This window comes from Sphingobium sp. Z007 (assembly GCF_900013425.1).
GTDB lineage: Bacteria > Pseudomonadota > Alphaproteobacteria > Sphingomonadales > Sphingomonadaceae > Sphingobium.
Genome location: NZ_FBXK01000001.1, coordinates 382,942 through 405,507, shown reverse-complemented (window position 1 = coordinate 405,507; position 22,566 = coordinate 382,942). Strand labels below are relative to the sequence as shown.

Annotated in this window: 22 protein-coding genes; 11 read left to right on the top strand and 11 right to left on the bottom strand. The window is 63.5% G+C overall.

All coding sequences use genetic code 11. The features are described from left to right. Window positions 1-53: 53 nt before the first annotated feature. The gene (locus CEQ44_RS01935; RefSeq protein WP_176400346.1) at window positions 54-842 is read right to left on the bottom strand and encodes a FadR/GntR family transcriptional regulator; all 789 of its coding nucleotides are present in this window, start codon (window positions 840-842) and stop codon (window positions 54-56) included. A 141-nt stretch (window positions 843-983) separates the two neighbouring features. Here CEQ44_RS01935 and CEQ44_RS01930 point away from each other — a divergent pair, with 141 nt between their 5' ends. Both CEQ44_RS01930 and CEQ44_RS01925 read left to right on the top strand, forming a co-directional pair. After that, on the top strand, window positions 984-3,143 hold the full coding sequence (locus CEQ44_RS01930; RefSeq protein WP_088184530.1) for a TonB-dependent receptor: 2,160 nt from the start codon (window positions 984-986) through the stop codon (window positions 3,141-3,143). A gap of 49 nt (window positions 3,144-3,192) precedes the next feature. Next, on the top strand, window positions 3,193-4,752 hold the full coding sequence (locus CEQ44_RS01925; RefSeq protein ID WP_088184529.1) for an acyl-CoA synthetase: 1,560 nt from the start codon (window positions 3,193-3,195) through the stop codon (window positions 4,750-4,752). Window positions 4,753-4,759: 7 nt separating this feature from the next. Here the strand turns inward: CEQ44_RS01925 and CEQ44_RS01920 are convergent, their stop codons facing one another. The 6 genes from CEQ44_RS01920 to CEQ44_RS01895 all read right to left on the bottom strand — a co-directional run bounded on the left by CEQ44_RS01920 (window position 4,760) and on the right by CEQ44_RS01895 (window position 10,162). After that, window positions 4,760-5,821: a phosphotransferase gene (locus tag CEQ44_RS01920; protein WP_088184528.1), complete on the bottom strand. Its 1,062-nt coding sequence runs from the start codon at window positions 5,819-5,821 to the stop codon at window positions 4,760-4,762. Next, window positions 5,818-7,056, bottom strand: coding sequence for an acyl-CoA dehydrogenase family protein (locus tag CEQ44_RS01915; RefSeq protein WP_088184559.1), 1,239 nt, complete (start codon window positions 7,054-7,056; stop codon window positions 5,818-5,820). Before CEQ44_RS01915 ends, CEQ44_RS01920 begins: the two co-directional genes overlap by 4 nt. A 32-nt stretch (window positions 7,057-7,088) precedes the next feature. Continuing rightward, window positions 7,089-8,024, bottom strand: a complete 936-nt coding sequence (locus CEQ44_RS01910) for a nitronate monooxygenase family protein (protein ID WP_088184527.1) — start codon at window positions 8,022-8,024, stop codon at window positions 7,089-7,091. A gap of 46 nt (window positions 8,025-8,070) precedes the next feature. Further along, window positions 8,071-8,736: an SDR family oxidoreductase gene (locus CEQ44_RS01905; protein WP_088184526.1), complete on the bottom strand. Its 666-nt coding sequence runs from the start codon at window positions 8,734-8,736 to the stop codon at window positions 8,071-8,073. A 12-nt stretch (window positions 8,737-8,748) separates the two neighbouring features. Next, a complete protein-coding gene (locus CEQ44_RS01900) occupies window positions 8,749-9,534 on the bottom strand; it encodes an SDR family NAD(P)-dependent oxidoreductase (RefSeq protein WP_088184525.1) in 786 nt (261 codons plus the stop codon). Between the two features lie 76 nt (window positions 9,535-9,610). Beyond that, window positions 9,611-10,162: a TetR/AcrR family transcriptional regulator gene (locus CEQ44_RS01895; protein WP_176400345.1), complete on the bottom strand. Its 552-nt coding sequence runs from the start codon at window positions 10,160-10,162 to the stop codon at window positions 9,611-9,613. Window positions 10,163-10,277: 115 nt separating this feature from the next. Between CEQ44_RS01895 and CEQ44_RS01890 the strand changes: the two genes are divergently transcribed. After that, on the top strand, window positions 10,278-11,729 hold the full coding sequence (locus CEQ44_RS01890) for an aldehyde dehydrogenase (protein WP_088184523.1): 1,452 nt from the start codon (window positions 10,278-10,280) through the stop codon (window positions 11,727-11,729). Between the two features lie 27 nt (window positions 11,730-11,756). Then, on the top strand, window positions 11,757-12,542 hold the full coding sequence (locus tag CEQ44_RS01885) for an SDR family oxidoreductase (protein ID WP_088184522.1): 786 nt from the start codon (window positions 11,757-11,759) through the stop codon (window positions 12,540-12,542). A gap of 61 nt (window positions 12,543-12,603) precedes the next feature. Here the strand turns inward: CEQ44_RS01885 and CEQ44_RS23850 are convergent, their stop codons facing one another. Both CEQ44_RS23850 and CEQ44_RS01875 read right to left on the bottom strand, forming a co-directional pair. Further along, a complete protein-coding gene (locus CEQ44_RS23850) occupies window positions 12,604-12,879 on the bottom strand; it encodes a hypothetical protein (protein WP_140419349.1) in 276 nt (91 codons plus the stop codon). 436 nt (window positions 12,880-13,315) lie between these two features. Then, window positions 13,316-14,320, bottom strand: coding sequence for an AraC family transcriptional regulator (locus CEQ44_RS01875; protein WP_176400344.1), 1,005 nt, complete (start codon window positions 14,318-14,320; stop codon window positions 13,316-13,318). A gap of 132 nt (window positions 14,321-14,452) precedes the next feature. On the opposite strand from CEQ44_RS01875, the gene CEQ44_RS01870 reads away from it, so the two are divergent. The 5 genes from CEQ44_RS01870 to CEQ44_RS01855 all read left to right on the top strand — a co-directional run bounded on the left by CEQ44_RS01870 (window position 14,453) and on the right by CEQ44_RS01855 (window position 18,335). Continuing rightward, window positions 14,453-16,003 carry a 4-hydroxyphenylacetate 3-hydroxylase family protein gene (locus tag CEQ44_RS01870; RefSeq protein ID WP_254913631.1) on the top strand — a complete coding sequence of 517 codons (1,551 nt, stop codon included), beginning with the start codon at window positions 14,453-14,455 and terminating at the stop codon, window positions 16,001-16,003. Beyond that, window positions 16,003-16,164, top strand: a complete 162-nt coding sequence (locus CEQ44_RS24205) for a hypothetical protein (RefSeq protein WP_176400343.1) — start codon at window positions 16,003-16,005, stop codon at window positions 16,162-16,164. The genes CEQ44_RS01870 and CEQ44_RS24205 overlap by 1 nt, the downstream gene beginning before the upstream one ends. Before the next feature lie 89 nt (window positions 16,165-16,253). Then, on the top strand, window positions 16,254-16,955 hold the full coding sequence (locus CEQ44_RS01865; protein WP_217895022.1) for a nitroreductase: 702 nt from the start codon (window positions 16,254-16,256) through the stop codon (window positions 16,953-16,955). A 20-nt stretch (window positions 16,956-16,975) separates the two neighbouring features. Then, on the top strand, window positions 16,976-17,854 hold the full coding sequence (locus CEQ44_RS01860) for an alpha/beta fold hydrolase (RefSeq protein WP_088184519.1): 879 nt from the start codon (window positions 16,976-16,978) through the stop codon (window positions 17,852-17,854). 214 nt (window positions 17,855-18,068) lie between these two features. Then, window positions 18,069-18,335: a hypothetical protein gene (locus CEQ44_RS01855; protein ID WP_088184518.1), complete on the top strand. Its 267-nt coding sequence runs from the start codon at window positions 18,069-18,071 to the stop codon at window positions 18,333-18,335. 92 nt (window positions 18,336-18,427) lie between these two features. On the opposite strand, the gene CEQ44_RS01850 is transcribed toward CEQ44_RS01855, so the two are convergent. Beyond that, window positions 18,428-19,588, bottom strand: coding sequence for an acyl-CoA dehydrogenase family protein (locus tag CEQ44_RS01850; protein ID WP_088185585.1), 1,161 nt, complete (start codon window positions 19,586-19,588; stop codon window positions 18,428-18,430). A 102-nt stretch (window positions 19,589-19,690) separates the two neighbouring features. Further along, a complete protein-coding gene (locus CEQ44_RS01845; RefSeq protein ID WP_176400426.1) occupies window positions 19,691-20,116 on the bottom strand; it encodes a MarR family winged helix-turn-helix transcriptional regulator in 426 nt (141 codons plus the stop codon). A gap of 145 nt (window positions 20,117-20,261) precedes the next feature. On the opposite strand from CEQ44_RS01845, the gene CEQ44_RS01840 reads away from it, so the two are divergent. Then, window positions 20,262-21,281, top strand: coding sequence for a nitronate monooxygenase family protein (locus CEQ44_RS01840; protein WP_088189846.1), 1,020 nt, complete (start codon window positions 20,262-20,264; stop codon window positions 21,279-21,281). Between the two features lie 43 nt (window positions 21,282-21,324). Next, entirely contained in the window at window positions 21,325-22,563 is a 1,239-nt protein-coding gene (locus CEQ44_RS01835) for an MFS transporter (RefSeq protein ID WP_088185586.1), read from the top strand. Window positions 22,564-22,566 lie beyond the last annotated feature (3 nt).

Sequence of the window (22,566 nt, the reverse complement as noted above, 5' to 3'; positions counted from 1 at the left end):
GCGGTCGTTTATCTATACGGTAGCGATTTGGGCTTAATTAGAAAGCGATTTGTTCAAAGCGGCTTTGCTTGGGCGTTTTCGCCTAATGGAAAGGGCTTCATCGTGCGGATGTCCGGCGGGGTGATCTCATGCAGCCGGTCGAGATAATAGCGCAGATAGCCATGCCAGCTCTGCGCGGCGGCATCGCCATTGCCCGCCTCGACATGGGCGATCATCTCCTCCTTGATGCGGATCGCGGTCAGGAAGCGGCTTTCCTGGTCGGGATCTTGCGGCAAGGCGTGCGACAGGACGGACAATTGCATGTCGGCGATCTCGCCGATGACCAGGCACAGCAGCCGCAACGACTCGCTACCGCAGTTGCGCACGAGCAATTCGCGAAAATCCCGGCCCCGCTGGTAGAAGGTCGGCCGGTCATGGATGATGAAGCGTTGGGACGCGGCATTTTGCGCAAGCTGCGACAGGATTTCGCGGCTGCCATGACGCGCGAAGGATCGCACTGCTGCGGGTTCGATCGTCATGCGCGTTTCGAACACTTCGGTGATGGTCGCATTGCGCATTTGCAGGAATACGCCCGCGAACAAGGCGATGCGGCTGGGGTCGGGCGGGACGACACGCGCGCCGCCCCGGTTGCCGCGCTGGATTTCCAGCAACCCTTCCGATTGCAAGATGCGCAAGGCTTCGCGGCAGGAAGGACGCGATACGCCGAACCGCTCCATCAACTGATGTTCGGCAGGCAACATCTGCCCGATCGCCCAGACGCCGGCGGCAATCTCCGCCCGGAGGGTGGAGGCGATCTGGTCCGCGACGTTTCGCGTGGGAAGGAGGACGGTTTCTGCGGTCATGACTGGTCTTCTAGGAAAGGGCGCAGTGCAATGCCAGTCCATAGATCGATATCGCTAACGCTTTGACTCTATCCGCTTGACAATGGTGCTGCGCTATAGTCTGTGTCGAGGCATAAAAAGACGAGACATAATGGGAGAGAGATGATGAAGTGCGTGTATCGCGCTGCGCTTGGCGCGGCCTCAATGTTCGCCATCACGGCCGCCATGTCCGCGCAGGCGCAACAGGCACCAGCCCCGCAGGCGGCCGCCCAGCCGGACAGCTATACCGACATCGTCGTCACCGCGCAGCGGCGCGAGGAGCGACTGGTCGATGTGCCCGCATCGATCGTGGCGATCAGCGGCGAGCAACTGGCCCGCGCGGGCGTTAACGGCATGGAAGACCTGACGCGCCAGGCACCCGGCGTCATCATCAACAAGACCGGCGCCTATCTGCAACCCACGGTGCGCGGCATCGGCGCGAGCGTGCAGGGCGGCGGCGCGGAATCCAACGTCGCCATCTATGTCGACGGCGTCTATGTCGCCAGCCAGACCGGCGCGATGTTCGACCTGGCCAATCTGGAATCGGTACAGATATTGAAGGGGCCGCAGGGCACGCTGTTCGGGCGCAATGCGACCGGCGGCGCGATCCTGATCACCACGCGCGATCCGGGCTATGACCTGTCGGGGCAGATCAACGCCAGCTATGGCCGGTTCAACGAATATAAGCTGAGCGCCTATCTTACCACTGGCCTGACCGACACGTTGGCGGTCGATATGTCGGCCTATTACCGCGCGTCGGACGGCTTTGTGCGCGACCTGCGCACCGATGCGCTGCGCGGCGAGCAGTCGAGCCTGGACCTGCGATCCAAATTATTGTTCGAACCGACCGAGGACGTGAAATTCGTCCTGTCGGGATCGCACAACGAAACCAACGATCCTTCCGGCCTCAACTATACCTCCCTCAACGGCAACACGGTCGGCCGCAATTTCCCCAATGCGCTGCCCGTCGCGACGGATCGGCGGCATGTCAGCCAGGAATTGCCGACACGAATCGACACCAATACCGACGCCGTGTCGCTCAACGGATCGGTCAAGTTCGACTTTGCGACACTGAACCTGATTTCGGGCTATCGCACCGAAGTCGATTATATCGAAACCGACCTCGATTCGAGTTATGCGCCCGCATCCTATGCGACCTATGACCAGTTTAACGACAGTTTCAGCCAGGAGATCAATTTCACGTCACCGGCAGGCAGGGATTTTTCGTGGGTCGTGGGCGTGTTCTACTATTGGAACGCAGCGGGATCGAAAAGCTGGGACCTCAATGGCCGCCCCTTCTACAAGGCGCGCATCACCAGCGATTCGATTTCCGGCTTTGCCGATGGCACCTATGATCTGGGCAAAATCTCCGTGATCGCGGGCCTACGGTACAGCAGCGAAAAGCGCCGGTTCAAGCGCGGCCTGCCCGGCGGCGCCTTTACTGTCGATACGTCCGCGACCTTCAACAGCTGGACGCCCCGCTTCGGCTTGCGCTATGATGTCGGGGACAGGTCGAACATCTATGCGACCTTCTCCAAGGGCTTCAAGAGCGGCCTCTACAACATCTCCTCGCCGTCGATCATTCCGGTCCGCCCGGAAAAGATCGACGCCTATGAAATCGGGTTCAAAAGCGCCAGTCGCACACTGGATTTCAACGCAGCGGCCTATTTCTACAATTATAAGGATATTCAGGTCACTGCCTATGACTATACGTCGGGCATTTCCCGCCTGTTCAACGCGGCGCAAGCGGAAGTCTATGGCTTCGAAATGGACGCCGCCTGGCGTCCTTCGACAAATTTCGACGCGCGGGCGGCGATTTCCTACACCCACGCCGCATTCACCAACTTTCCCGGCGCGCCGGCCTTCACACCGTCGGCCACATTTTCGAACGGAACGCCCTGCCCGGATCGCAATTGCGGCAATGTGCAGAGCCTGGTCGACGCGAGCGGCAACCAGATGCTGCGCGCGCCCGAACTGACGTTGAGCGCGGCGGCCAATTACCGCATCCCGCTCGACAATGGCGGAGAGGTGGCTTTTGGGGTCCGCCCCTATTGGTCGAGCAAGATCAACTATAGTTTTCAGGAACGCATCCAGCAGCCATCCTATTTCACGCTGGACGCCGACATCAGCTGGTCTTTGAACGATCAGGTCCGGCTGACGCTGTGGGGGCGCAACCTGACCAATGCGAAATTCGCGCTGTCCCGGTCGGAAAGCTCCGCCCGCGACGCGATCGCCTGGGCGCAGCCTGCCTCCTACGGGATCGCAGGCAGCTATAAATTCTGACCATCCTGCCCGCGCGCCGACCCGGCGCGCGGGTATTTTTCAAGGAGCCATGATGCACCCGCGCCTTCACGCCGCCGCAGACCCTGCCAAAGCCGCCGCCATATTGGCCGAAACCGGCGAAACGCTGACCTACGGCGCGCTGGAGACGATCGGCAACCGAGGTGCCCATTATTTCCGGTCGTTGGGCATCGGCGCGGGCGATACGATCGCCATCTGGTTGCCCAACACGCTGCGCTATTTCGAGATATATTGGGCAGCGCAGCGTGCGGGCCTCTATATCACGCCGATTTCCACCAAGCTGACGGCGGAGGAAGCAGCCTATATCCTCAATGACTGCGAGGCGCGGCTGTTGGTGGCGGACGCTGGCATCGGCGCGCTGAAGGCGCTGTTGGCGGCGCGATCCGCCCTGTGCCCGAAACTGGCGACCATCCTGACCGCCGACGGCGACGGGGCGGGACTGGTACAATGGCACGACGCCATCGCGCCCTTTTCCGACAGCCCGATCGCGGACGAAAGCGCGGGTTTCCACATGGTCTATTCGTCCGGCACGACCGGGCGGCCCAAGGGCATCCGCCTGCCGCTGACCGGCGGCCCGGCGACCGAGCCGCATATGCTCGCCGACCGACAGAAGAGTCGCTATGGTACGGGTGCCCATAGCGTGTTTCTCAGCCCCGCGCCGATCTATCACACGGCCCCCCTCGCCTTTTCGACCGCGGTTCAGCGGCTGGGCGGCACGGTGGTGATGCTGGGCAAATTCACGCCGGAAGCGGCGCTGGACGCGATCCAGACCTATCGCGTGACCGCCACCCAGATGGTGCCGACCATGTTCCTGCGCCTGCTGCGCGTGCCCGATGCACAGCGGCTGGGCTATGACCTGTCGTCGCTGACCCATGTGGTCCATGCTGCCGCGCCCTGCCCGGTCGACGTCAAACAGGCGATGATCGATTGGCTGGGACCGATCATTTACGAATATTATGGCGGGTCGGAAGGCAACGGATCCACGTTCATCACATCGGAAGAATGGCTGCGCAAGAAAGGGTCGGTCGGACAGGCGGACTGGGGCACCATCCATATCTGCGACGAGGACGGCCGCGAAGTGCCCGCGGGGCAACAGGGCACGGTATATTTCGAAGGCGGCTGGGATTTCCACTATCTCAATGATGCGCAAAAGACGGCGGACGCGCGCAATCCGGTGCACCCTACATGGTCGACACTGGGCGATGTCGGCTATCTCGACAGCGACGGCTATCTGTTCCTGACCGATCGCAAGAGTTTCATGATTATATCCGGCGGGGTGAATATCTATCCGCAGGAGGCAGAAAATATCCTGAGCTTTCACCCCAAGGTCGCCGATGTCGCGGTGATAGGCGTGCCGGACGCGGAGATGGGCGAGGCGGTCAAGGCAGTCGTACAGCCGCGCGACTGGGCCGAGGCGGGCGACGCGCTGGCGCAGGAGTTGATGGCCTATTGCCGCAGCCAATTGAGCGCGATCAAATGCCCGCGATCTGTGGATTTCGCGCGCGAACTGCCCCGGCACGACACCGGCAAGCTGTACAAGCGCGAAATCCGCGACCGATATTGGCCGGCGAGCGACAAGCGCATCGCCTGACCCGGCGTCAGGCGCCCGCGCGCACCGCCTGCTGCCAGGCCAGTTCCGCCAGCACCGGGAAAGCGTCGGCACGGGTCTTTGCCTCCGCATTGGCGGCGGTGCCGCGCAGATAGCGGCCCTTGATGCCATGGATGATCGCGGCGAAGCGGAAGAAGTTGAACGCCATCGCGAAATCATAGCCGGGCAGGGAATCGCGGCCGCTGTTGCGGCAATAGGCCGCGACATAGTCTTCTTCGCTGGGGATGTTGAGCGCGGCCAGATCGGCCCCGGCCAGACCCGGAACGATCAGCGGCGGCATCCGGTACATCATCGCATGATAGGCGAAATCGGCGAGCGGATGGCCCAGCGTCGAGAGTTCCCAGTCGAGCACGGCGGCGATGCGCGGTTCGCTGGCGTGGAAGATCATATTGTCCGAACGGAAATCGCCATGGACGACCGACACCTCCTCCCCATCGGGGATGGCGGTGGGCAGCCAGGCGATCAGCCGGTCCATATGCGGATCGCGACCCGCTTCCTCATCGGCCAGATATTGCTTGGTCCAGCGTGCGATCTGGCGCTCGAAATAGCTGCCGGGGCGGCCATAATCCTCCAGCCCCACGGCCTTGTAATCGACCTTGTGCAAGTCCGCGATGGCGGCGTTCATCGCGGCGAAATAGGCGGGACGATCGTCGCGGGCGACGTCGGGGAAGGTCGCGTCCCACATGATGCGACCTTCGACCATATCCATGATGAAGAACCAGGTGCCGATGACGCTGTCGTCGGTGCATAGGCCATGGACATGGGCGACCGGGAAATCCGCCTTTTCCAGCGCAGTCAGCACCCTTGCCTCGCGGTCGACGGCATGGGCGCCCTTGACCAACTGGCCGGGCGGCTTGCGGCGCATCACATAGGAACGGCCGGGCGTCACCAGCTTGTAGGTCGGGTTGGATTGCCCGCCCTTGAACTGTTCGACCGTCAGCGGCCCTTCATAGCCCGCGACATTGGCGGTCATCCACGCCGCCAGCGCCGCTTCGTCGAAACGATGCTGGTCGCGCACGGCGCTGGTGCCCTTCTGATCCTCGAAGCTCATCGGACCTCCATCGCCGGCGTGGTTTCCAAAGCTGCGCCCTGGGCATGTTTCCAGTCGCGCTTGATCTTCTTGGCCAGGCTCCATTTATGCACTTCGGTCGGGCCGTCATAGATGCGGAAGGCACGGATTTCGCGATAGAAAGCCTCCACCATCGTGTCGCGGGTGACGCCCGTGCCGCCCAGTACCTGAACGCAGCGATCGGCGACCCGGCTGAGCGCTTCGGACACTGCGACCTTGGCCATCGAGCTTTCCACCGTGCCCAGACTGCCGCTATCGAGCACGTCGGCGCACCAGTCGATCATCAGTTCCGATTGTTTGAGGTCGATCATATTTTCCGCCAGCATGAAGCCGACCCCTTCATGATCGATCAGCTGTTTGGAAAAAGCCTTGCGACGGTTGGCGTAATCGACCGCGATTTCGTGCGCGCGGGTGGCCACGCCATGCCAGCGCATACAATGGGACAAGCGCGCGGGACTGAGGCGGACCTGCGCATATTTGAAGCCCTCGCCCGGCTCGCCGAGCATCTGGTCGGCCGGGATGCGCAGATTGTCGATTTCGATTTCCGCATGGCCGCCGGGCATCGCATCGTCGATCGTATCGAGCACGCGCGTCGTCCTGATCGCCGGATCGGGCAGGTCGATCATGAACATGCAGGCGCCGCCATCGGCCGATCCGCCCTCCGCCTTGGCCATGATGATGCCAACGCCTGCGCCGTCCGCGCCGGTGATGAATTTCTTGCGACCGTTGACGACCCAGTGATTGCCGTCGAGGCGGCAGGTCGTCTTCATCATCGATGGGTCCGACCCCGCGCCGTCCTCGCTCGCCGGTTCGGTCATGAAGAAGGCCGAGCGCATCCGCCCTTCCACCAGAGGCTTGAGGAAGCGTTCCTTCAGGTCGGCGCTGCCCACCTTGCCGAGCAGATACATATTGCCTTCGTCGGGCGCCGTGGTGTTGCAGGCGACCGGGCCGAGGATCGACAGGCCCGACTTGCGCAGCACCAGCGCAGTTTCGCGCTGGTTCAGGTGGCTGCCGTCGGGCAGGATATGGGGGGTCAGGACGCCCGCGTCGCGGGCCAGCGCCTTGAGTTCATCGACCAGTTCGTCCGACGGGCCATGGCTGTTGCGGCGTGTGTCCTTTTCATAGGGGACGACGACGTCGCGCACGAATGTTTCCACCCGCGCGGCGATCTCCATCGCGCGTTGCGAATATTGTTGCTTGGCTTCGACTGCCGCCATGGCCATTCTCCCCTGAAATGATGTTTCGGGCCTCAACCCGCAATGCGTGCCTTTGCCGCGGCATATTGGGCGGCGAATTTTTCGACCAGCGCGGCGACCGGCAAAACCGCGTCGAGCGCACCGATGCCCTGGCCGCACCCCCAGATGTCGCGCCACGCCTTCTTGCCGTCCGACAGTTCGGCGAAGTTCATCTTCGACGGATCGGATTCGGGCAGATTATCGGGGTCCAGCCCCGCCCCCACGATCGACGGTTTGAGATAATTACCGTGGATGCCGGTGAAAAGGTTAGAATAGACGATGTCTTCGCCGCTGCTATCCACGATCATCTGCTTGTAGGCCGGTTCCGCATTGGCTTCCTGCGTCGCGATGAAGGCCGAGCCGATATAGGCCAGGTCTGCCCCCATCGCCTGTGCGGCCAGGATGGCGTCGCCCGTCGCGATCGACCCCGACAAGGCGAGCGGGCCATCCCACCAGCTGCGGATTTCCTGGATCAGGGCGAAGGGCGAGAGCGTACCGGCATGGCCGCCCGCGCCCGAAGCGACGGCGACCAGCGCGTCGGCCCCCTTCGCCACCGCCTTTTTCGCGAACGCATTGTCGATGACGTCGTGGAAGACGATGCCACCATAGCTGTGGATCGCGTCGAACACATCGGTGCGCGCGCCCAGCGACGTGATGACCATCGGCACCTTATATTTGACGCAAAGCGCCAGATCTTCCTCCAGCCGGGGATTGGTGGCGTGGACGATCAGATTGACGGCATAGGGCGCGTCCTTGTCCGTCAACTCGCTGCTCAGCTTTTGCAGCCATTGTTCGAATGTGCCCGATGGCCGCGCGTTGAGCGAGGGGAAAGACCCGACCACGCCTGCCCGGCATTGCGCGATCACCAGTTCAGGCTGCGAAATGATGAACAGCGGTGAGGCGATCGCAGGGATAGTCAGGCGGTCCTTGAGCAAGGCGGGCATCGACATGGCTGACAGTCTTTCAGTGTATGAATGAACGAATGATGGCGCGTCGTCAGACGCGGCCAGTGACGGGCAGGCTGGCCCCGGTGATGGCGGAGGCGGCGTCGGACAGAAGGAAGGCGACGACCTGCGCCAGTTCCAGCGGCGTCACCCATTTGGCCACATCGGCTGCGCCCATCTCGGCGCGGTTGGCGGGCGTGTCCAGAATGGAGGGGAGAAGGGCATTCACGCGGATACCCTGCCCCTTATGCTCTTCGGCGAGCGCTTCGGTCAGGCGCGCAACGCCCGATTTGCTGGCGGTATAGGCGCCCATGCCCATCGCCGCCCTGGCCGTGGCGGCAGCGCCGACATTGACGATCGCGCCACCCCTGGGCATCAGCGGCACGGCGGCGCGGGCGGCATTGAGCGCTGTGCGGACATTGATGCGGTAGAGGAAATCCCAACTGTCCGGGCTGCCGTCCATCACCGTTTCCCAGCGGAAGCCGCCAGCAATACTGGCAAGGCCCGCTATGCCCGGTGTAAGGGCGGGGTGGGAGAAGGCAGCCAGTGTCGCTTGGGTATCGGTCAGGTCCACGCCACCGATGAAGGTGCCGGGGAAATCGGGCGCGCTGTCCGCCAGGTCGATACCCACCACGTCCAGACCCTGCGCGGCCAGATGCGCCGCGACGGCTGCTCCCAAAATGCCCGCTGCGCCCGTGACTATGATCGGCTTGCCCATATATCTTGTCCTTTAGTTGTCGATGGTGCCACGGCCGCCGCCCACCGGAATGGTGACGCCCGATAGCCACGCGCCCGCCCGCGAGGAGAGGTAGATGACTGCGCCGCCAATATCTTCCGTCATGCCGACCCGACCGCCAAGCGGCGAGGCGGCGGCAGCAATGTCCGCTTCATTGTCCAGATCGACGACCGAAGCCGTCATCTTCGACGGGAAGAAGCCCGGTGCGATCGTGTTCACGCTGATATGATCGCCGGCCAGGAACTTGCCCATGTGACGGCCCATATGGATGATGCCGGCCTTGGTCGCGGAATAGGGATAGCTTTCCCATTGTGGCACCTGCATCCCGTCGATCGAGGCGATGTTGATGATCCGGGCGGGATCTTCTTCGGTGCCAGCAGCGCGCAGGGCTGGCAGCAGCGCTTTCGTCATCTCGAACGGGGCGAGCAGGTTGAGTTGGAGCACTTTTTCAAAGCCCGCACGGGGAAACTGGTCGATGGGCGCACCCCAACTGGTGCCCGCATTGTTGACCAGAATATGTAGCGGTCCCGCCCCATTGACGGCATCGGCCACTTTGGCCACGCCCGCTTCGGTGGCGATGTCGGCGGCGATGGCGGTGACGTCGCCAAATGCGCGCAGGCGGTCGGCGGCGGCTTCTATATCGACCTGCTTGCGCGAGCAGATGAATACCCGGCATCCCGCCTGCACCAGCGCGGTCGCGATCATATAGCCGATGCCGCCTGATCCGCCGGTGACGAGGGCGCTCTTGCCTTTTACGTCAAAGAGCCTTGCAATATCCATGTTCCAGCGCTTCGCCCCGCTTATGATTCCCACATGCCTTGGACCAACATAGATATATAGGTCAACTATGTTTGTATCAGGGCGTGACGATCGCCTGCAACTGCGCCTCCAGCCAGGCGCGCATACCGGGGCTGAGCGTGCCGGTCAGCGGGTCGAGCGGAAAGACCGAGCGGTAAAGGAACAGGCCCGCCGTGACGAGCAACAGCCGCGCCGCGCGGTCCTGTGCGTCGTCCGTGCCGAACCATTGGGCCAGCGGCGCGGCGAGCCGGGTCCGGACCAGCCGTTCGGTAATCGCCCGCGCGCCCGGATCGGAGGTGGAGAGCATCATCATGTTGAGCGGATGGCCGCCCGTGCCGTCCTGTTCGATCAGCCGTTCCAGCAGGGCGTGGCCAAAATCGTCGCGCGGCACGCTGGTGAGCACCCGATGGTCGAACACCGATTCCAGCGCGGCTTCGAACAAACCCTCCTTCGACCCGAAATAGCGGCTGACCAGGCCAGGGCTGACATCGGCGGCTTTGGCGATGTCGCGCACGCCGGTTTCGCCAAAACCGTGGCGGGAAAAAACGTCCCGCGCCGCGACCAGGATACGGTCGCGGGTCGCGTCCGCATTTCTTTTTCTGTCTGCCATGGCCGCCATGATGTCAGGCCATGTCGCGATTGACAAGCCATGTATACCGCTGTTTACTTATGGGAGAGTCCCGACTCGAACGAGGACTAATGCCCCGTCTCAGGAGAGAAATGCGATGAATCTGGAAGCCCCCACCGTCAGCCTGCATATCGGTCATGAGATATTGTCGTCCGGGTCGGGCGGCAGTTACGACCATGTCAGCCCGGTCACGGGCGCGGTGCAGCAAAGCATCCCGCTGGCCGGTCCCGCCGAAATCGAACGCGCCGTCGCCAAGGCGGAGTCGGTGCGCGAGCAATGGCGCCGCACCCGGCCCGAAGAACGGCGCGCCATCCTGAACCGGCTGGCCGACCTGATCGAGGCCCACGCGCAGGATTTCGGCAAGATGGCCGCGCTGGACGGCGGCACGCCGTTGATGATGGGAACGGGCAGCGTCGGCACGGCTGTCGCCTGGACCCGCTATTATGCCGGCTGGTGCGACAAACTGTCGGGGGAGATGCTCTCCACGCTCGATACGCGCGGCGAATTTTCCTACACAATGCCCGAACCGATCGGCATCGTGGGCATCATCATAACCTGGAACGGTCCGCTCATCTCTCTGGGCATGAAGGTCGGCCCGGCGCTGGCGGCGGGCAATTGTGTGATCGTCAAGCCCGCCGAACTCACCCCCTTCGCACCCGAACTTTTCGCGCGACTGGCAAAGGAAGCCGGTGTGCCCGACGGCGTGCTGTCGATCCTGCCGGGCACGGCGGAGGCGGGCGAAGCGCTGGTGCGGCATCCCAAAGTGGGCCTTATCACCTTTACCGGCGGGCCGATCACCGCACGCAAGATCATGGCGGCGTGCGCCGACCGGATCAAGCCGTCGATCATGGAACTGGGCGGCAAATCGGCCAGCCTGCTGTTCCCCGACGCGGACATAGACGCGGCATGCGAGCGGGCGATTTTCTGGACCATCGGCATATTGGCGGGCCAGGGTTGCGCGCTTCCGACCCGGTTGCTGGTCCATGCCGATATCTATGACGCGGTGCTGGAAAAGCTGACCGCGATCGCCAGCCGGTACAAGGTCGGCAATCCGTTCGAGGAGGGCACGCAGGTCGGGCCGCTGATCAACGCGGCGGCGGTGGACCGGGTATTGGGCATGTTCGACCGGGTGCGATCGGAAGGGTCGGGCCGGTTCGTGATGGGCGGAAACCGATGCGGCGGGGCACTGGCCACGGGCAATTATATCGAGCCGACGATCATCGCCGACGCCGACCCGGACAGCGAGATCGCACAGGTCGAGATTTTCGGCCCGGCGATCGTCGTCATGAAATTCCATGACGAGGATGAGGCCGTGGCCATCGCCAACAACAGCGAATATGGGCTGGCCGCCTATATCCAGTCCAATGACCTGAAGCGCGTGCACCGGCTGGCCGAGCGGCTCCATGCAGGCGGCGTCTATGTGAACGGCGCGACCCAGATCAATGCGCATACGCCCTTTGGCGGGATCGGCATTTCCGGCTTCGGCAAAGAAGGCGGCAAGGCGGGGATCGAGGAATTCCTGCACTACAAGACCGTCACCATCGCCTGAAACCCGGCCTGAGCAGGAAGACACGACATGACATTTTCGATCGAACAATTTCGGCTGGACCGCAAGGTGGCGATCGTCACCGGCGCGGGCGGCCGGGGCAATAATATCGGCCGCGCCTATGCGACGGGACTCGCAGCGGCTGGGGCGGCGGTGGTCGTCGCCGACATCAATGGCGAGGGTGCGACAGTGGTGGCCGACGAAATCGTCGCGGCGGGTGGCAAGGCGATAGCGGTGCAGGTGGACATCACCGACATCCCCGCCGTCGAGGCCATGGTCGCGGCGGCGCAGGCGGCGTTCGGCGGCGTCGACATATTGGTCAATAATGCGGCACTGATGGTGGAATCGGTCGGCACGCCCTTGCTCGCCATGCCGGTCGAGGCGTGGCGGCGGCTGATCGAGGTCAATGTGCAGGGCGCGGTCAATTGCTGCCGCGCCGCGCTGCCCCTGCTGGAAAAAAGCGGGAGCGGGCGCATCGTCAACCAATTGTCGGCCGGCGCTTTCCCGGCGCAGACCGCCTATGGCGTTAGCAAGGTGGCGATGCTGGGGCTGACCACCACGCTGGCGACTGAACTTGGCCCCAGGGGCATCGCCGTCAACGCCATCGCGCCGGGCATGACGCAGAGCGACGCGGGCAAGATGCTGACCCCCGAAGAAGGGCCGCTGGTCGACATGATGAAGATGCGCATCCCGTTGCGGATGAAAGGCCAGCCCGACGAACTGGTCGGCGCGCTGCTCCTGCTCTGTTCGCCGGCGGGCGCGTGGATCACCGGGCAGACGATCAATGTCGATGGCGGCTGGGTGCTGCGCAACTAAAAGGGTGGAGACGCGGCTTAAGGTGACAAAGGCGCCGTAAGAAGCGCGCGCCCTTGTCACCTTATGGCATCTTTGGGGGCTGGGGCGGCGCCTCCCGGATGGCGGCGGCCACCAGATGGCGTGCGACGCCCTGATCCAGCGTGAAAGCCCCGCCGCGCGTGATGCGGATGGTCGTATGCCCGTCAATCGCGCGGGTCATGGCGACGTCGAACATGCGGGCGCGGCCGATGTCGAGCGCCTGGTCCCAGGCGGCGGCGAAACTGTCCGCGCCCGGCCTTGCGCGCAACCGATAGGCGCTGGCCCGCGTCATATCGACGGCGCGGGCCGCCTGCCCCACGGAACCCAAAGCGCCAAGCGCATCGATGAAGCGCCGCTGCGTCGTGAGCGTCCAGCCATCATGCCGCTGCCGCGTGAGCGGGACCGGGGTGAAGGCGATAGCGATCTGGGGCGAGTCGGCAATTGTAATCCGACAGTGTGAAGCAAATGAAATCCTACATTGAAAGGTTTTTTTGAAGGTGGGCGCGGAATGGGGCGGCGGCGTTGGGTGGTTTCGGACGTGCCATTGCCACACCGTCATTCCCGCAAGGCGGAGATCCATCTCCTGCCTTCACACCGTGTCGAGAGGTTGGGAGATGGGTTCCCGCCTTCGCGGTAATGACGAGAAGGGGTGGTGAGCGGACGAGCTGCTTTTCTTTCGCCCCTCCCCTGAAGGGGAGGGGTTATATGGCCGCAAATGGTCGATTCTCGTTATCCTGGGGTGACGAAAGACGTCACTACGCCTGCCCCGCGCCATGGCGGCGGCGGTAGCGGGACGGACTCATGCCGGTCCAGGCGTGGAAGGCGCGGGTGAAGCTGCGCGGTTCGGCATAGCCCAGGGCGGCGGCGATCGCCTCCACGCTGCGGCCGGTGCTGGCGAGGTCACGGGTGGCGGCGTCGCGGCGGATATTTTCGCGAATGGTGGTGAGGCTGCTTCCCTCCCCGCGCAGGCGGCGACGCAGCGTGTCGGGGTGAAGGGCGAGCGCATGGGCCACGCCGTCCGCGCCCATGGCAGGATCGCGCGCCAGCATCAGCCGGACCTGGCGACCAAGGGTGCGGTCGCTCGCCGGGATCGACATCATCGCCAGCGGCGCGTCGCGCAGCATCTGCGTCAATTCATCCCGGCTGCGGCGCACCGGGCCATGCAGGGCGGGCGCATCCATCGCGATGGCGCGTTCGCCCGCATCGAAGCGGCGCGGACAGGGGAAGAGATATTTGAACTCCTCGAAATAGGCGTCGGGGCGCGGATAGTCGAAATGCGCCTCCAGCATCGGCACCGTTTCGCCCGCCAGCCAACAGGCGAGCCGGTGCCAGATGATGAGCCAGAATTCGCTGAAATAATGGGTGGAATCGCGCGCCGGATCGGCGAAGCGGACGGTGACGCGCAGCCGGTCGCCATCGTCATGCAGGCTGGTATGGATGTCCTGGCTGGCGAGATTGTAGAAGCGGATCGCGCGGCGCAGTCCATCCGCCACGCTGGGGCCGGCGAGCGCGGATTCGCAGGCGAAGGCGAAGGCGCCGAGCGGCATGGCATGGGCGGTATAGCCCATATATTCGTCGCCGAGCGCACTCCATATGCTGCGCACCAAGCGCGCCATCGCATCGACATCGCCGCGCCAGGCGGGATCGTGAAGCTGGGCCGGGGCGATTCCGGCCGACGCCAGCAGCCGATCGACATCCACGCCGCGGCGGCGCGCGCCATCGGTGCAGACATGGAAATAATAGCGGTCGATCGTGGCCATTCGGCTTGCCTGATTTGGTGAGTTAAGATCGCCCATACTGACCTGTTGGCGCGTGACTGGGAAGCCTAGACCAGCGTCAATTCGTTCGGGCGCGGCAGGGCGCGCGACGATCGGCAAGCCCAGGAGATCATCATGGCCACCAGCATGGAGCGCATTCCCGACCGTATCGACACCGGCGTGCAGCGTCGCGAGGAGAGCGCCGCCGAGCGCTGGGCGCGCTTTGCGCCGATCACGACGGGGGATGACTATGTGGCGTCGCTGCGCAACCGCGGCGTGACCGTCTATCTGTTCGGCGAGTTGGTGGCCGAGCCGGTCGATCATCCAATCATCCGCCCGTCGATCAATGCGTTGAAGCGCACCTATGACCTGGCGTTGGAAGACCCCGACCTTGCGACCGCCCATTCCCTGCTGATCGACGCGCCGGTCAATCGCTTCCTGCATATCGTGGCCAGTCCGCAGGATCTGGTGATGAAGAACCGGATGCAGCGGCGGCTGGGCCAACTGACCGGCACCTGTTTCCAGCGCTGCGCGGGGCTGGACACGATCAGCGTGCTCCATTCGATCACCTATGACATCGATCAGGCGCATGGGACGCACTATCACCAGCGTTATCTGGACTTCATGAAGGAGGCCCAGCGCAACAACATCATCCTGGGCGCGGGGATGACCGATCCCAAGGGCGACAGGTCCAAGCGGCCAAGCGAACAGGCCGATCCCGACCTGTTCCTGCATGTCAGCCGCCGCACCGAAAAGGGCATTTATGTACAGGGGGCCAAGGCGCACATGACCGGCGGCCTCAACAGCCACTGGATCGCGGTGATGCCCACGATGAACATGGGCGAAAAGGACAAGGACTATGCCGTCGTCGGGCTGGTGCCGGGCGATGCGGAGGGCATCACCTATATTTATGGTCGCCAGTCCTGCGACACGCGCGCGATGGAAGCGGGCGACATCGACAAGGGCAATGCGCAATATGGCGGGCAGGAAGTGCTGGTCGTGTTCGACGATGTGTTCATCCCGCACGCGCATGTGCTGATGGACGGCGAATATGGGTTCGCGCAGGAGATGGTGGCGCGCTTTACCGCCTATCATCGCGCCTCCTACGTCTGCAAGACGGGGCTGGGCGACGTGATGGTGGGCGCGGCGGCCGCGATCGCCGATTATAATGGCGCCGACGCCGCCAGCCATGTGAAGGACAAGTTGGTCGAGATGACGCATCTCAACGAGACGATCTTTTCGTCCGCGATCGCTTCCAGCCACGAAGCCAGGCAGTTGCCGTCGGGCATTTTCATGAACGACGCGATGTTGGCCAATGTGTGCAAGCATAATGTCACCCGCTTTCCCTATGAGATCAGTCGGCTGGCGCAGGATCTGGCGGGCGGGTTGATGGTGACGCTGCCCAGCGAACAGGATTTCGACCATGATGTCGCGGGGCCGATGCTGAAGAAATATTTACAGGGCCGCGCCAACGTGCCGATCGAGTTTCGCCAGCGCATGTTGCGGCTGGTCGAAAATATGACGCTGGGGCGCAATGCGGTGGGCTATCTGACGGAATCGCTGCATGGCGCGGGCAGTCCGCAGGCGCAGCGCATCCAGATATTGCGCAGCATGGAGGTCGAACGCAAGAAGGGCTATGCCCGCGATCTGGCCGGTATCCGGGCGCAGGAGAATGGCGCGGCCTGATGCGCAATCCGTTGATGCTGGCGCCCGGCGTCGTCCGGTTACGGCCGGACGATCATTTCACGATCCTGTCGGAAAGCGACGCATCGCGGGCCGGATCGTCACCCTGGCCGATTGCGGCCGTGTCGCGCCGATGGAGCAGCCCGACGCGGTCGCCCGCATAGGCGCGAGTGGATGCTGGCGTGAGCGACGAGCACCGAACTTGGCACCGCGATAGTGTCGTGCCATCAACACCATATAGGCTGGAGAGACTATGAACGACATGATCGACGGGAGCAGGGCCGATAGGCGCGCGGACATTTATGACGGGATCGTGGCGGATCGGCGGTCGGTGCGCGCCTTCCTGCCCACGCCGCTGCATGCCGACCTGATTGCGCGGCTGTTCACAGTGGCCGGGCGCGCGCCGTCCAACTGCAATGTGCAGCCATGGATCACCCATGTCGTGTCGGGCGAGACATTGGGCCGCATTCGCGCCGTGCTGCTGGACCAGGCGAAGGCCGGCGCGATCGACCCCGACGTGCCGCTGACGTCCAACTATATCGACCATTATAAAGCGCGGCGGATCGGGTCGGCCGTAACCCTGTTCGAGGCCACAGGCGTGGGCCGCAACGACAAGAAGGCGCGCGAGGCGTCATTCCTGCGCAATTTCGAGCTGTTCGACGCGCCGCACGCCGCCTTCTTCTTCATGCCGCGCTATTTCGGGCTGCGCGAAGCGGCCGATGTCGGCATGTATGCGCAGACGCTGATGCTGGCGCTGACGGCCCATGGGTTGGGATCGTGCGCGCAGGGGGCGATCAGCCATTATGCCGGAGCGATCAAGCGCGAACTGGGCGTGTCCGACGATCTGATCTGCCTGTTCGGCCTGAGCTTTGGCTATCCAGACGACGATCATCCGTCTACGGCAGCGATCACCGACCGGGCGCCTCTTGCGGAAACCGTCATCCTGCACGACTGAAGCCTTCAGGGAATATCGCCATGTCCACGCCAGAACCGCTTGGTCCCACATCGCACAGTTTCGTGTCGCAGCGGCTGCGCCTGAACTATCTGGACTGGGGTAATGCGCAGGCGCCCACGCTGATCCTGGTCCATGGCGGGCGCGACCATGCGCGCAGCTGGGACCAAGTGGCGCAGGCGCTGCGCAACGACTGGCACATCATCTGTCCCGACCTGCGCGGCCATGGCGACAGCGCATGGTCGCCGGACGGCGCCTATACCATGCCCTATTTCATCTGCGACCTGGCGCAGTTGATCCACCAGCAGGGCGGGGCGCCGGTCACGATCGTCGCCCATTCGCTGGGCGGCGCGATTTCGCTGCGCTATGCCGGCTTGTATCCCGAGCGCGTGCGCAAGCTGGTGGCGATCGAGGGGCTGGGCCTGCCATCGGCGGCGACCGGCATGGGCGTGGAAAAGCCTTTCAGCGCGCTGTGGCGCGACTGGATCGAGGAACGGCGCGGGCTGGCAGCGCGCCAGCCGCGCCGATATGCGTCGATCGAGGAAGCGCTGGCGCGGATGCAGGGCGAGAACAGCCATCTCAGCGAGGCGCAGGCCCGGCACCTGACCATTCATGGCGTCGCCCGGAACGAAGATGGCAGCTTCAGCTGGAAATTCGACAATTATGTGCGCAGCGGACCGCCGGTCGATATCAGCGAGGCGGAACTCCATGCGCTATGGGGTCGCATAACCTGCCCGACCTTGCTGTGCTACGGCAAGGATAGCTGGGCGGAAAATCCGTTGGAGAGAGCGCTTGCGGCGCATTTCCGAGATGCCGCGGTCGAGACGTTCGACGATGCCGGTCACTGGCTGCATCATGACCAGTTCGACCGGTTCATCGCTGCCCTGCGCGTCTTTCTGTAACGTCCGATCGCTACGGCGGTCGCTAACATCACCTTAGCGCCAAGGCGGTCCGGCGAACCCGCGCCCGGTCGACCCTGTCGATAGCGGATCGTTCATGCTGCTCTGCAACAAATATGCTTGACAATATTGAGTGAGCAGATGCTATGCTTGCTCAGTATCTAGGTGACCAGATCCCGATCATTGAGTCCCGGATCGCAAACAGAGGGAAAAATCCATGCGTATCATCTTTGCTCTTGCCGCCGCGATCGCCATTGCAGCGCCCGCCATGGCGCAGACTGCCGCCACGCCGCCGAAGGAAGGCGCGATCATCCGCGATGCCGCCAAGGCGCGGCTGGGCAAGATCGACCGCGTCTATCCCGACGGTTCGGTCCAGCTCATCTATCGATCCAAATTCGTCACGATTCCCGCCGACAAGGTGATTGTGGCCGAAGATGGCGTGATGACGTCGCTCAGCCGTCAGGAAGTGTCGAAGCTCAACTAATCGCCGGGCGCGCCCCACGGAGCGCCTTGGATCGACAGAAAAAGGGCCAGCCGGTAAAACCGGCTGGCCCTTTTTCTGGATGGTGCCGCCGGTTAGAGGGTGCGGGCGATCAGCATCTTCATGATTTCGTTCGATCCGCCATAAATGCGGCTGATGCGCGAATTACGGAACATGCGGGCGATCGGATATTCGTTGATATAGCCGTAGCCGCCATGGAGTTGCAGGCACTGGTCGACGATTTCCCATTCGGTATCGGTCGCCCATAATTTGGCGATGGCCGACGTCGCGCCATCCAGCGTGCCGTCGATCGCTTTTTCGATGCAATCATTGACGAAGGTGCGAGCGATCCGTGCCTTGGCATACATTTCGGCCAGCTTGAACTGGGTGTTCTGGAAATCGAAGACCGGCTGGCCGAACGCCTTGCGCTGCTTGGTATAGTCGATCGTCAGCGCCAGCGCCTTTTCCATTACGATGACGCTGGTGATGGCGATCAACAGCCGTTCGCGCGGCAATTCCGCCATCAGCTGGAAAAAGCCTTTACCCTCTTCCTCGCCCAGCAGATTTTGCGCCGGAACCCAGACATCGTCGAAGAAGAGTTCGGACGTATCCTGCGCCTCATTGCCGATCTTGTCGAGATTCTGACCACGGCGGAAGCCTTCCACCTCGTCGGTTTCGATCACCAGCAGGGATACGCCGCGCGCGCCCTTGGCCGGATCGGTCTTGGCCACGACGACGATCAGGTTGGCGATCTGGCCGTTGGAGATAAAGGTCTTGGACCCGTTGATGCGATAGCCGTTACCGTCCTTGAGCGCGGTGGTGCGGATCGCCTGAAGATCGGACCCAGCGCCCGGCTCGCTCATGGCGATGGCGGCGACCAGATCGCCCGTCACCATGCGCGGCAACCAGCGGTGCTTCTGTTCCTCCGTGCCGTGAAGCTGGATATAGGGGGCGACGATGACATTGTGCAGCGAGGCCGCGAAACCATCGGTGCCCTTGCGCGCAATCTGGTCCACAACGACAAGGTCATGGCGAAAATCGCCGCCATGACCGCCATAGGCCTCCGGCACGGACACGCCCAACAGACCCGCTGCGCCCGCTTCGCGCCAGAAGGCGCGTTCGACCTGCCCCTCCTCGCGCCATTTGTCCATCCGCTCGGCAGGCGCATGCTGATCCAGGAATTTGCCGACTGCATCGTGGAACATGGTCAGTTCCTCATCGGCCATATAGGCGGGCTGGGGAAATTCGAGCGTCATCGCGGTGCCTTTGCAGCATGGGGCGAACCTGTCGCCGTCGGGGAATCGGATAATCCCATCGCAAAGAAATGGCAAAAGAGCAATGTCACTTAGTGATATAGGTTATTCGATTCCCATATGGTCAGGTGGCAGCAGCGGCATGTCCGCCTGTTCCAGATTGGCGATCATGCGATCCAGCACATCGCTCATGTGCGCAAGCTCCTGCGCGCTCACGCCGGCCAGTTGGTTGCGCTGCTCATCTTCGCCCAGCATCGACAATTGTTCCAGCAACGGCCCGGCGACGGGGGTAAGATACAGACGGTGCACGCGGCGATCGTCGTGATCGACGCGCCGTTCGATCCAACCCTTTTCCACCAGGCGGTCGACCAGACGCCCGGCGGTCACGTCGCCCACATCCATCGCTTCGGCAATGGACCGTTGGGTCGCGCCCTGCGCGCGGCTGATCGCATAGATTGCGCGCCATTGCGCCAATGTCATACCCATGGTGCGGGCGCGCATGTCGAACCGCTTGCGCTGCAACCGGGCCACGAGGCTGATGCGCAGGCTGATCGTGCGTTCGCAATCGGTCAGTTGTTCAGAGATGGGCGCATACTCCTGTAACCTAGTTAAATATCTTGCCTCATAGCAGGATGCGCGGCAAGAAGGATCAAAGATGAATAGCGGGAGGGAGCGCATGTCGCCAGTCGAATCACAAGCCATCGCGCCGCGTACCGACGCGCGTATCCGCACGCGCTTCACCGAGTTGGCGGGGATCGAACATCCGATCGTGCAGGGCGGGATGCAATGGGTCGGCACGGCGGAAATGGCGGCCGCCGTCTCCAACGCCGGAGGGCTGGGGATGCTGACGGCGCTGACCCAGCCAACGCCCGACGCCCTGCGCCGCGAGATCGCGCGGTGCCGGACGATGACCGACAAGCCGTTCGGCGTGAACCTGACCATATTGCCGTCGATCAGCCCGCCGCCCTATGCACAATATCGGCAGGCGATCATCGATGAGGGTATCAGCATAGTCGAGACGGCCGGATACAAGCCGCAGGAACATGTCGATGCCTTCAAGGCCCATGGCATCAAGGTCGTGCACAAGTGCACGGCGGTGCGCCATGCGATGTCGGCGCAGAAGATGGGCGTGGACGCCATTTCCATTGACGGGTTCGAATGTGCGGGCCATCCGGGCGAGGACGATATTCCCGGCCTGATCCTGATCCCCGCCGCCGCCGACAAGGTAACGATCCCGATGATCGCCAGCGGCGGCTTTGGCGACGGTCGCGGCCTGGTCGCCGCGTTGGCATTGGGCGCCGAGGGGATCAATATGGGCACCCGCTTCTGCGCCACCCAGGAAGCGCCGATTCACGAAAATATCAAACAGGCCATGGTAAACGCGGACGAACGCTCCACCGCGTTGATTTTCCGCACCTATCGCAACAGCGCGCGGGTGGCGAAGAATGCGATCACCCAGCAGGTTCTGGCCGCCGAGGCGCAGGGCGTGCCGTTCGAAGCGGTCGCCCATCTGGTCAAGGGCGCGCGCGGCAAGGAAGGGCTGGACAATGGCGATCCCGATCATGGCATCTGGACCGCGGGCCTGGTCCAGGGGCTGATCCACGACATCCCCACCTGTCAGGAACTGATCGACCGGATCATGGCCGATGCGGTGACCATCATGAACGGACGCCTGGCCGGATTCCTGACCCGCTGATCGCGGCGCGGGGACGGCAAAGCGGGCAGCCAAGGAGAGCAGGATGCATCATGTCGATCCCCAAGGCGCAGAGTCCGGCCCTTCCCCCGCACGGGCGCTGTCGCCCGCACGGCGCGGGATGTTGATCGCGGCGATCCTGAGCGGCAATGCCGCCGCTGCCCTGCTGTACGACGCATTGCCGCCAATCCTGGCGGACCTGGCCAAGCTGCTGGGCGGCGGCATACGCGGCCAGTTTTTGGCGCAACTGGCCAGCACGCTGCCGATGCTGGGCGTGATGCTGTCGGGCCTGTTTTCCGGCCTGCTGATCGCGACGATCGGTATCCGTCCGGTTCAACTGGGCGCGCTGGCCCTGTTCGCGTCGTTCGGCACGGCGGGCGCGTTCATCGACCAGCCGATGCTGCTGCTGGGCAGCCGTTTCGTGATGGGATGCGCCATCGGGACGATGATCACCTGCGGCACGACGCTGATCGCCGCCTGGTTCACCGGCAAGGATCGCGCGCGCATGAACGGCTGGCTGGTGAGCGCGGGGGCCATTGCGGCGATCGGCTTCCTGTTCATCGCCGGGCAGGTCGCGTCGCTCTGGTGGCGCGCGCCATTCCTGCTGCACGGGCTGGTGGGCATCCTCTTTCTGTTGCCGATCCTGATGCTGCGGCCCCTGCCCGCCGCGGCTGTGCCACCGATCGGGACGCAGCCAGGCCACATCGCGCGGCTGCGCAGATTGGCGCCGGTGACGCCTGTCTATCTGATCGCGCTGGCGCTGTTCGTGCTGATGCTGTTGTTCAACGTGCAGACGACGTTCCTGATGAGCGATGTCGGCATCACCAGCCATGCCCGAATCGCGCTGGTGTTCATGGTGAACGCCGCTGCCGTGACGCTGGCGTCGTTCGGCTTTGGCTATGTCGCCAATCGGCTGACCCCGGCCAATGCCATGCGAATCGTATTCCTGCTGGTGGCGGGATCGATGCTGATCGTGGGGTCGGCGCAGGCGCAATGGCAGTTCGCGCTGGGACTGGGGATCAGCGGCGTCGGCGTGGGCATAGGGCTGACGACGCTGTGGACCTGGACGATGCAACGCGCGCCCAGGGACGTGGTGCCCCATGCCGTTGGCCTGATGATGACGTGCATGTATTTGGGCGGGGCGGCCAGTCCGTTCGTGCTGGCCCCGGTGCGCGCTTTGTTCGGCCTGCGCGGGCAATATTTCGCGCTGGCGGCACTGATTTTTATCGTCCTGCTGTTGCTGACGATAGCGGGTCGGGGCGAAAGGCCCAAGCCGGCGACATAGGCG

What these genes read in the sequence shown, in the direction of transcription:
- CEQ44_RS01935 (WP_176400346.1), bottom strand. Translation starts at nt 842, where the DNA reads ATGACCGCAGAAACCGTCCTCCTTCCCACGCGAAACGTCGCGGACCAG.
- CEQ44_RS01930 (WP_088184530.1), top strand. Translation starts at nt 984, where the DNA reads ATGATGAAGTGCGTGTATCGCGCTGCGCTTGGCGCGGCCTCAATGTTC.
- CEQ44_RS01925 (WP_088184529.1), top strand. Translation starts at nt 3,193, where the DNA reads ATGATGCACCCGCGCCTTCACGCCGCCGCAGACCCTGCCAAAGCCGCC.
- CEQ44_RS01920 (WP_088184528.1), bottom strand. Translation starts at nt 5,821, where the DNA reads ATGAGCTTCGAGGATCAGAAGGGCACCAGCGCCGTGCGCGACCAGCAT.
- CEQ44_RS01915 (WP_088184559.1), bottom strand. Translation starts at nt 7,056, where the DNA reads ATGGCGGCAGTCGAAGCCAAGCAACAATATTCGCAACGCGCGATGGAG.
- CEQ44_RS01910 (WP_088184527.1), bottom strand. Translation starts at nt 8,024, where the DNA reads ATGTCGATGCCCGCCTTGCTCAAGGACCGCCTGACTATCCCTGCGATC.
- CEQ44_RS01905 (WP_088184526.1), bottom strand. Translation starts at nt 8,736, where the DNA reads ATGGGCAAGCCGATCATAGTCACGGGCGCAGCGGGCATTTTGGGAGCA.
- CEQ44_RS01900 (WP_088184525.1), bottom strand. Translation starts at nt 9,534, where the DNA reads ATGGATATTGCAAGGCTCTTTGACGTAAAAGGCAAGAGCGCCCTCGTC.
- CEQ44_RS01895 (WP_176400345.1), bottom strand. Translation starts at nt 10,162, where the DNA reads ATGGCAGACAGAAAAAGAAATGCGGACGCGACCCGCGACCGTATCCTG.
- CEQ44_RS01890 (WP_088184523.1), top strand. Translation starts at nt 10,278, where the DNA reads ATGAATCTGGAAGCCCCCACCGTCAGCCTGCATATCGGTCATGAGATA.
- CEQ44_RS01885 (WP_088184522.1), top strand. Translation starts at nt 11,757, where the DNA reads ATGACATTTTCGATCGAACAATTTCGGCTGGACCGCAAGGTGGCGATC.
- CEQ44_RS01875 (WP_176400344.1), bottom strand. Translation starts at nt 14,320, where the DNA reads ATGGCCACGATCGACCGCTATTATTTCCATGTCTGCACCGATGGCGCG.
- CEQ44_RS01870 (WP_254913631.1), top strand. Translation starts at nt 14,453, where the DNA reads ATGGCCACCAGCATGGAGCGCATTCCCGACCGTATCGACACCGGCGTG.
- CEQ44_RS24205 (WP_176400343.1), top strand. Translation starts at nt 16,003, where the DNA reads ATGCGCAATCCGTTGATGCTGGCGCCCGGCGTCGTCCGGTTACGGCCG.
- CEQ44_RS01865 (WP_217895022.1), top strand. Translation starts at nt 16,254, where the DNA reads ATGAACGACATGATCGACGGGAGCAGGGCCGATAGGCGCGCGGACATT.
- CEQ44_RS01860 (WP_088184519.1), top strand. Translation starts at nt 16,976, where the DNA reads ATGTCCACGCCAGAACCGCTTGGTCCCACATCGCACAGTTTCGTGTCG.
- CEQ44_RS01855 (WP_088184518.1), top strand. Translation starts at nt 18,069, where the DNA reads ATGCGTATCATCTTTGCTCTTGCCGCCGCGATCGCCATTGCAGCGCCC.
- CEQ44_RS01850 (WP_088185585.1), bottom strand. Translation starts at nt 19,588, where the DNA reads ATGACGCTCGAATTTCCCCAGCCCGCCTATATGGCCGATGAGGAACTG.
- CEQ44_RS01840 (WP_088189846.1), top strand. Translation starts at nt 20,262, where the DNA reads ATGTCGCCAGTCGAATCACAAGCCATCGCGCCGCGTACCGACGCGCGT.
- CEQ44_RS01835 (WP_088185586.1), top strand. Translation starts at nt 21,325, where the DNA reads ATGCATCATGTCGATCCCCAAGGCGCAGAGTCCGGCCCTTCCCCCGCA.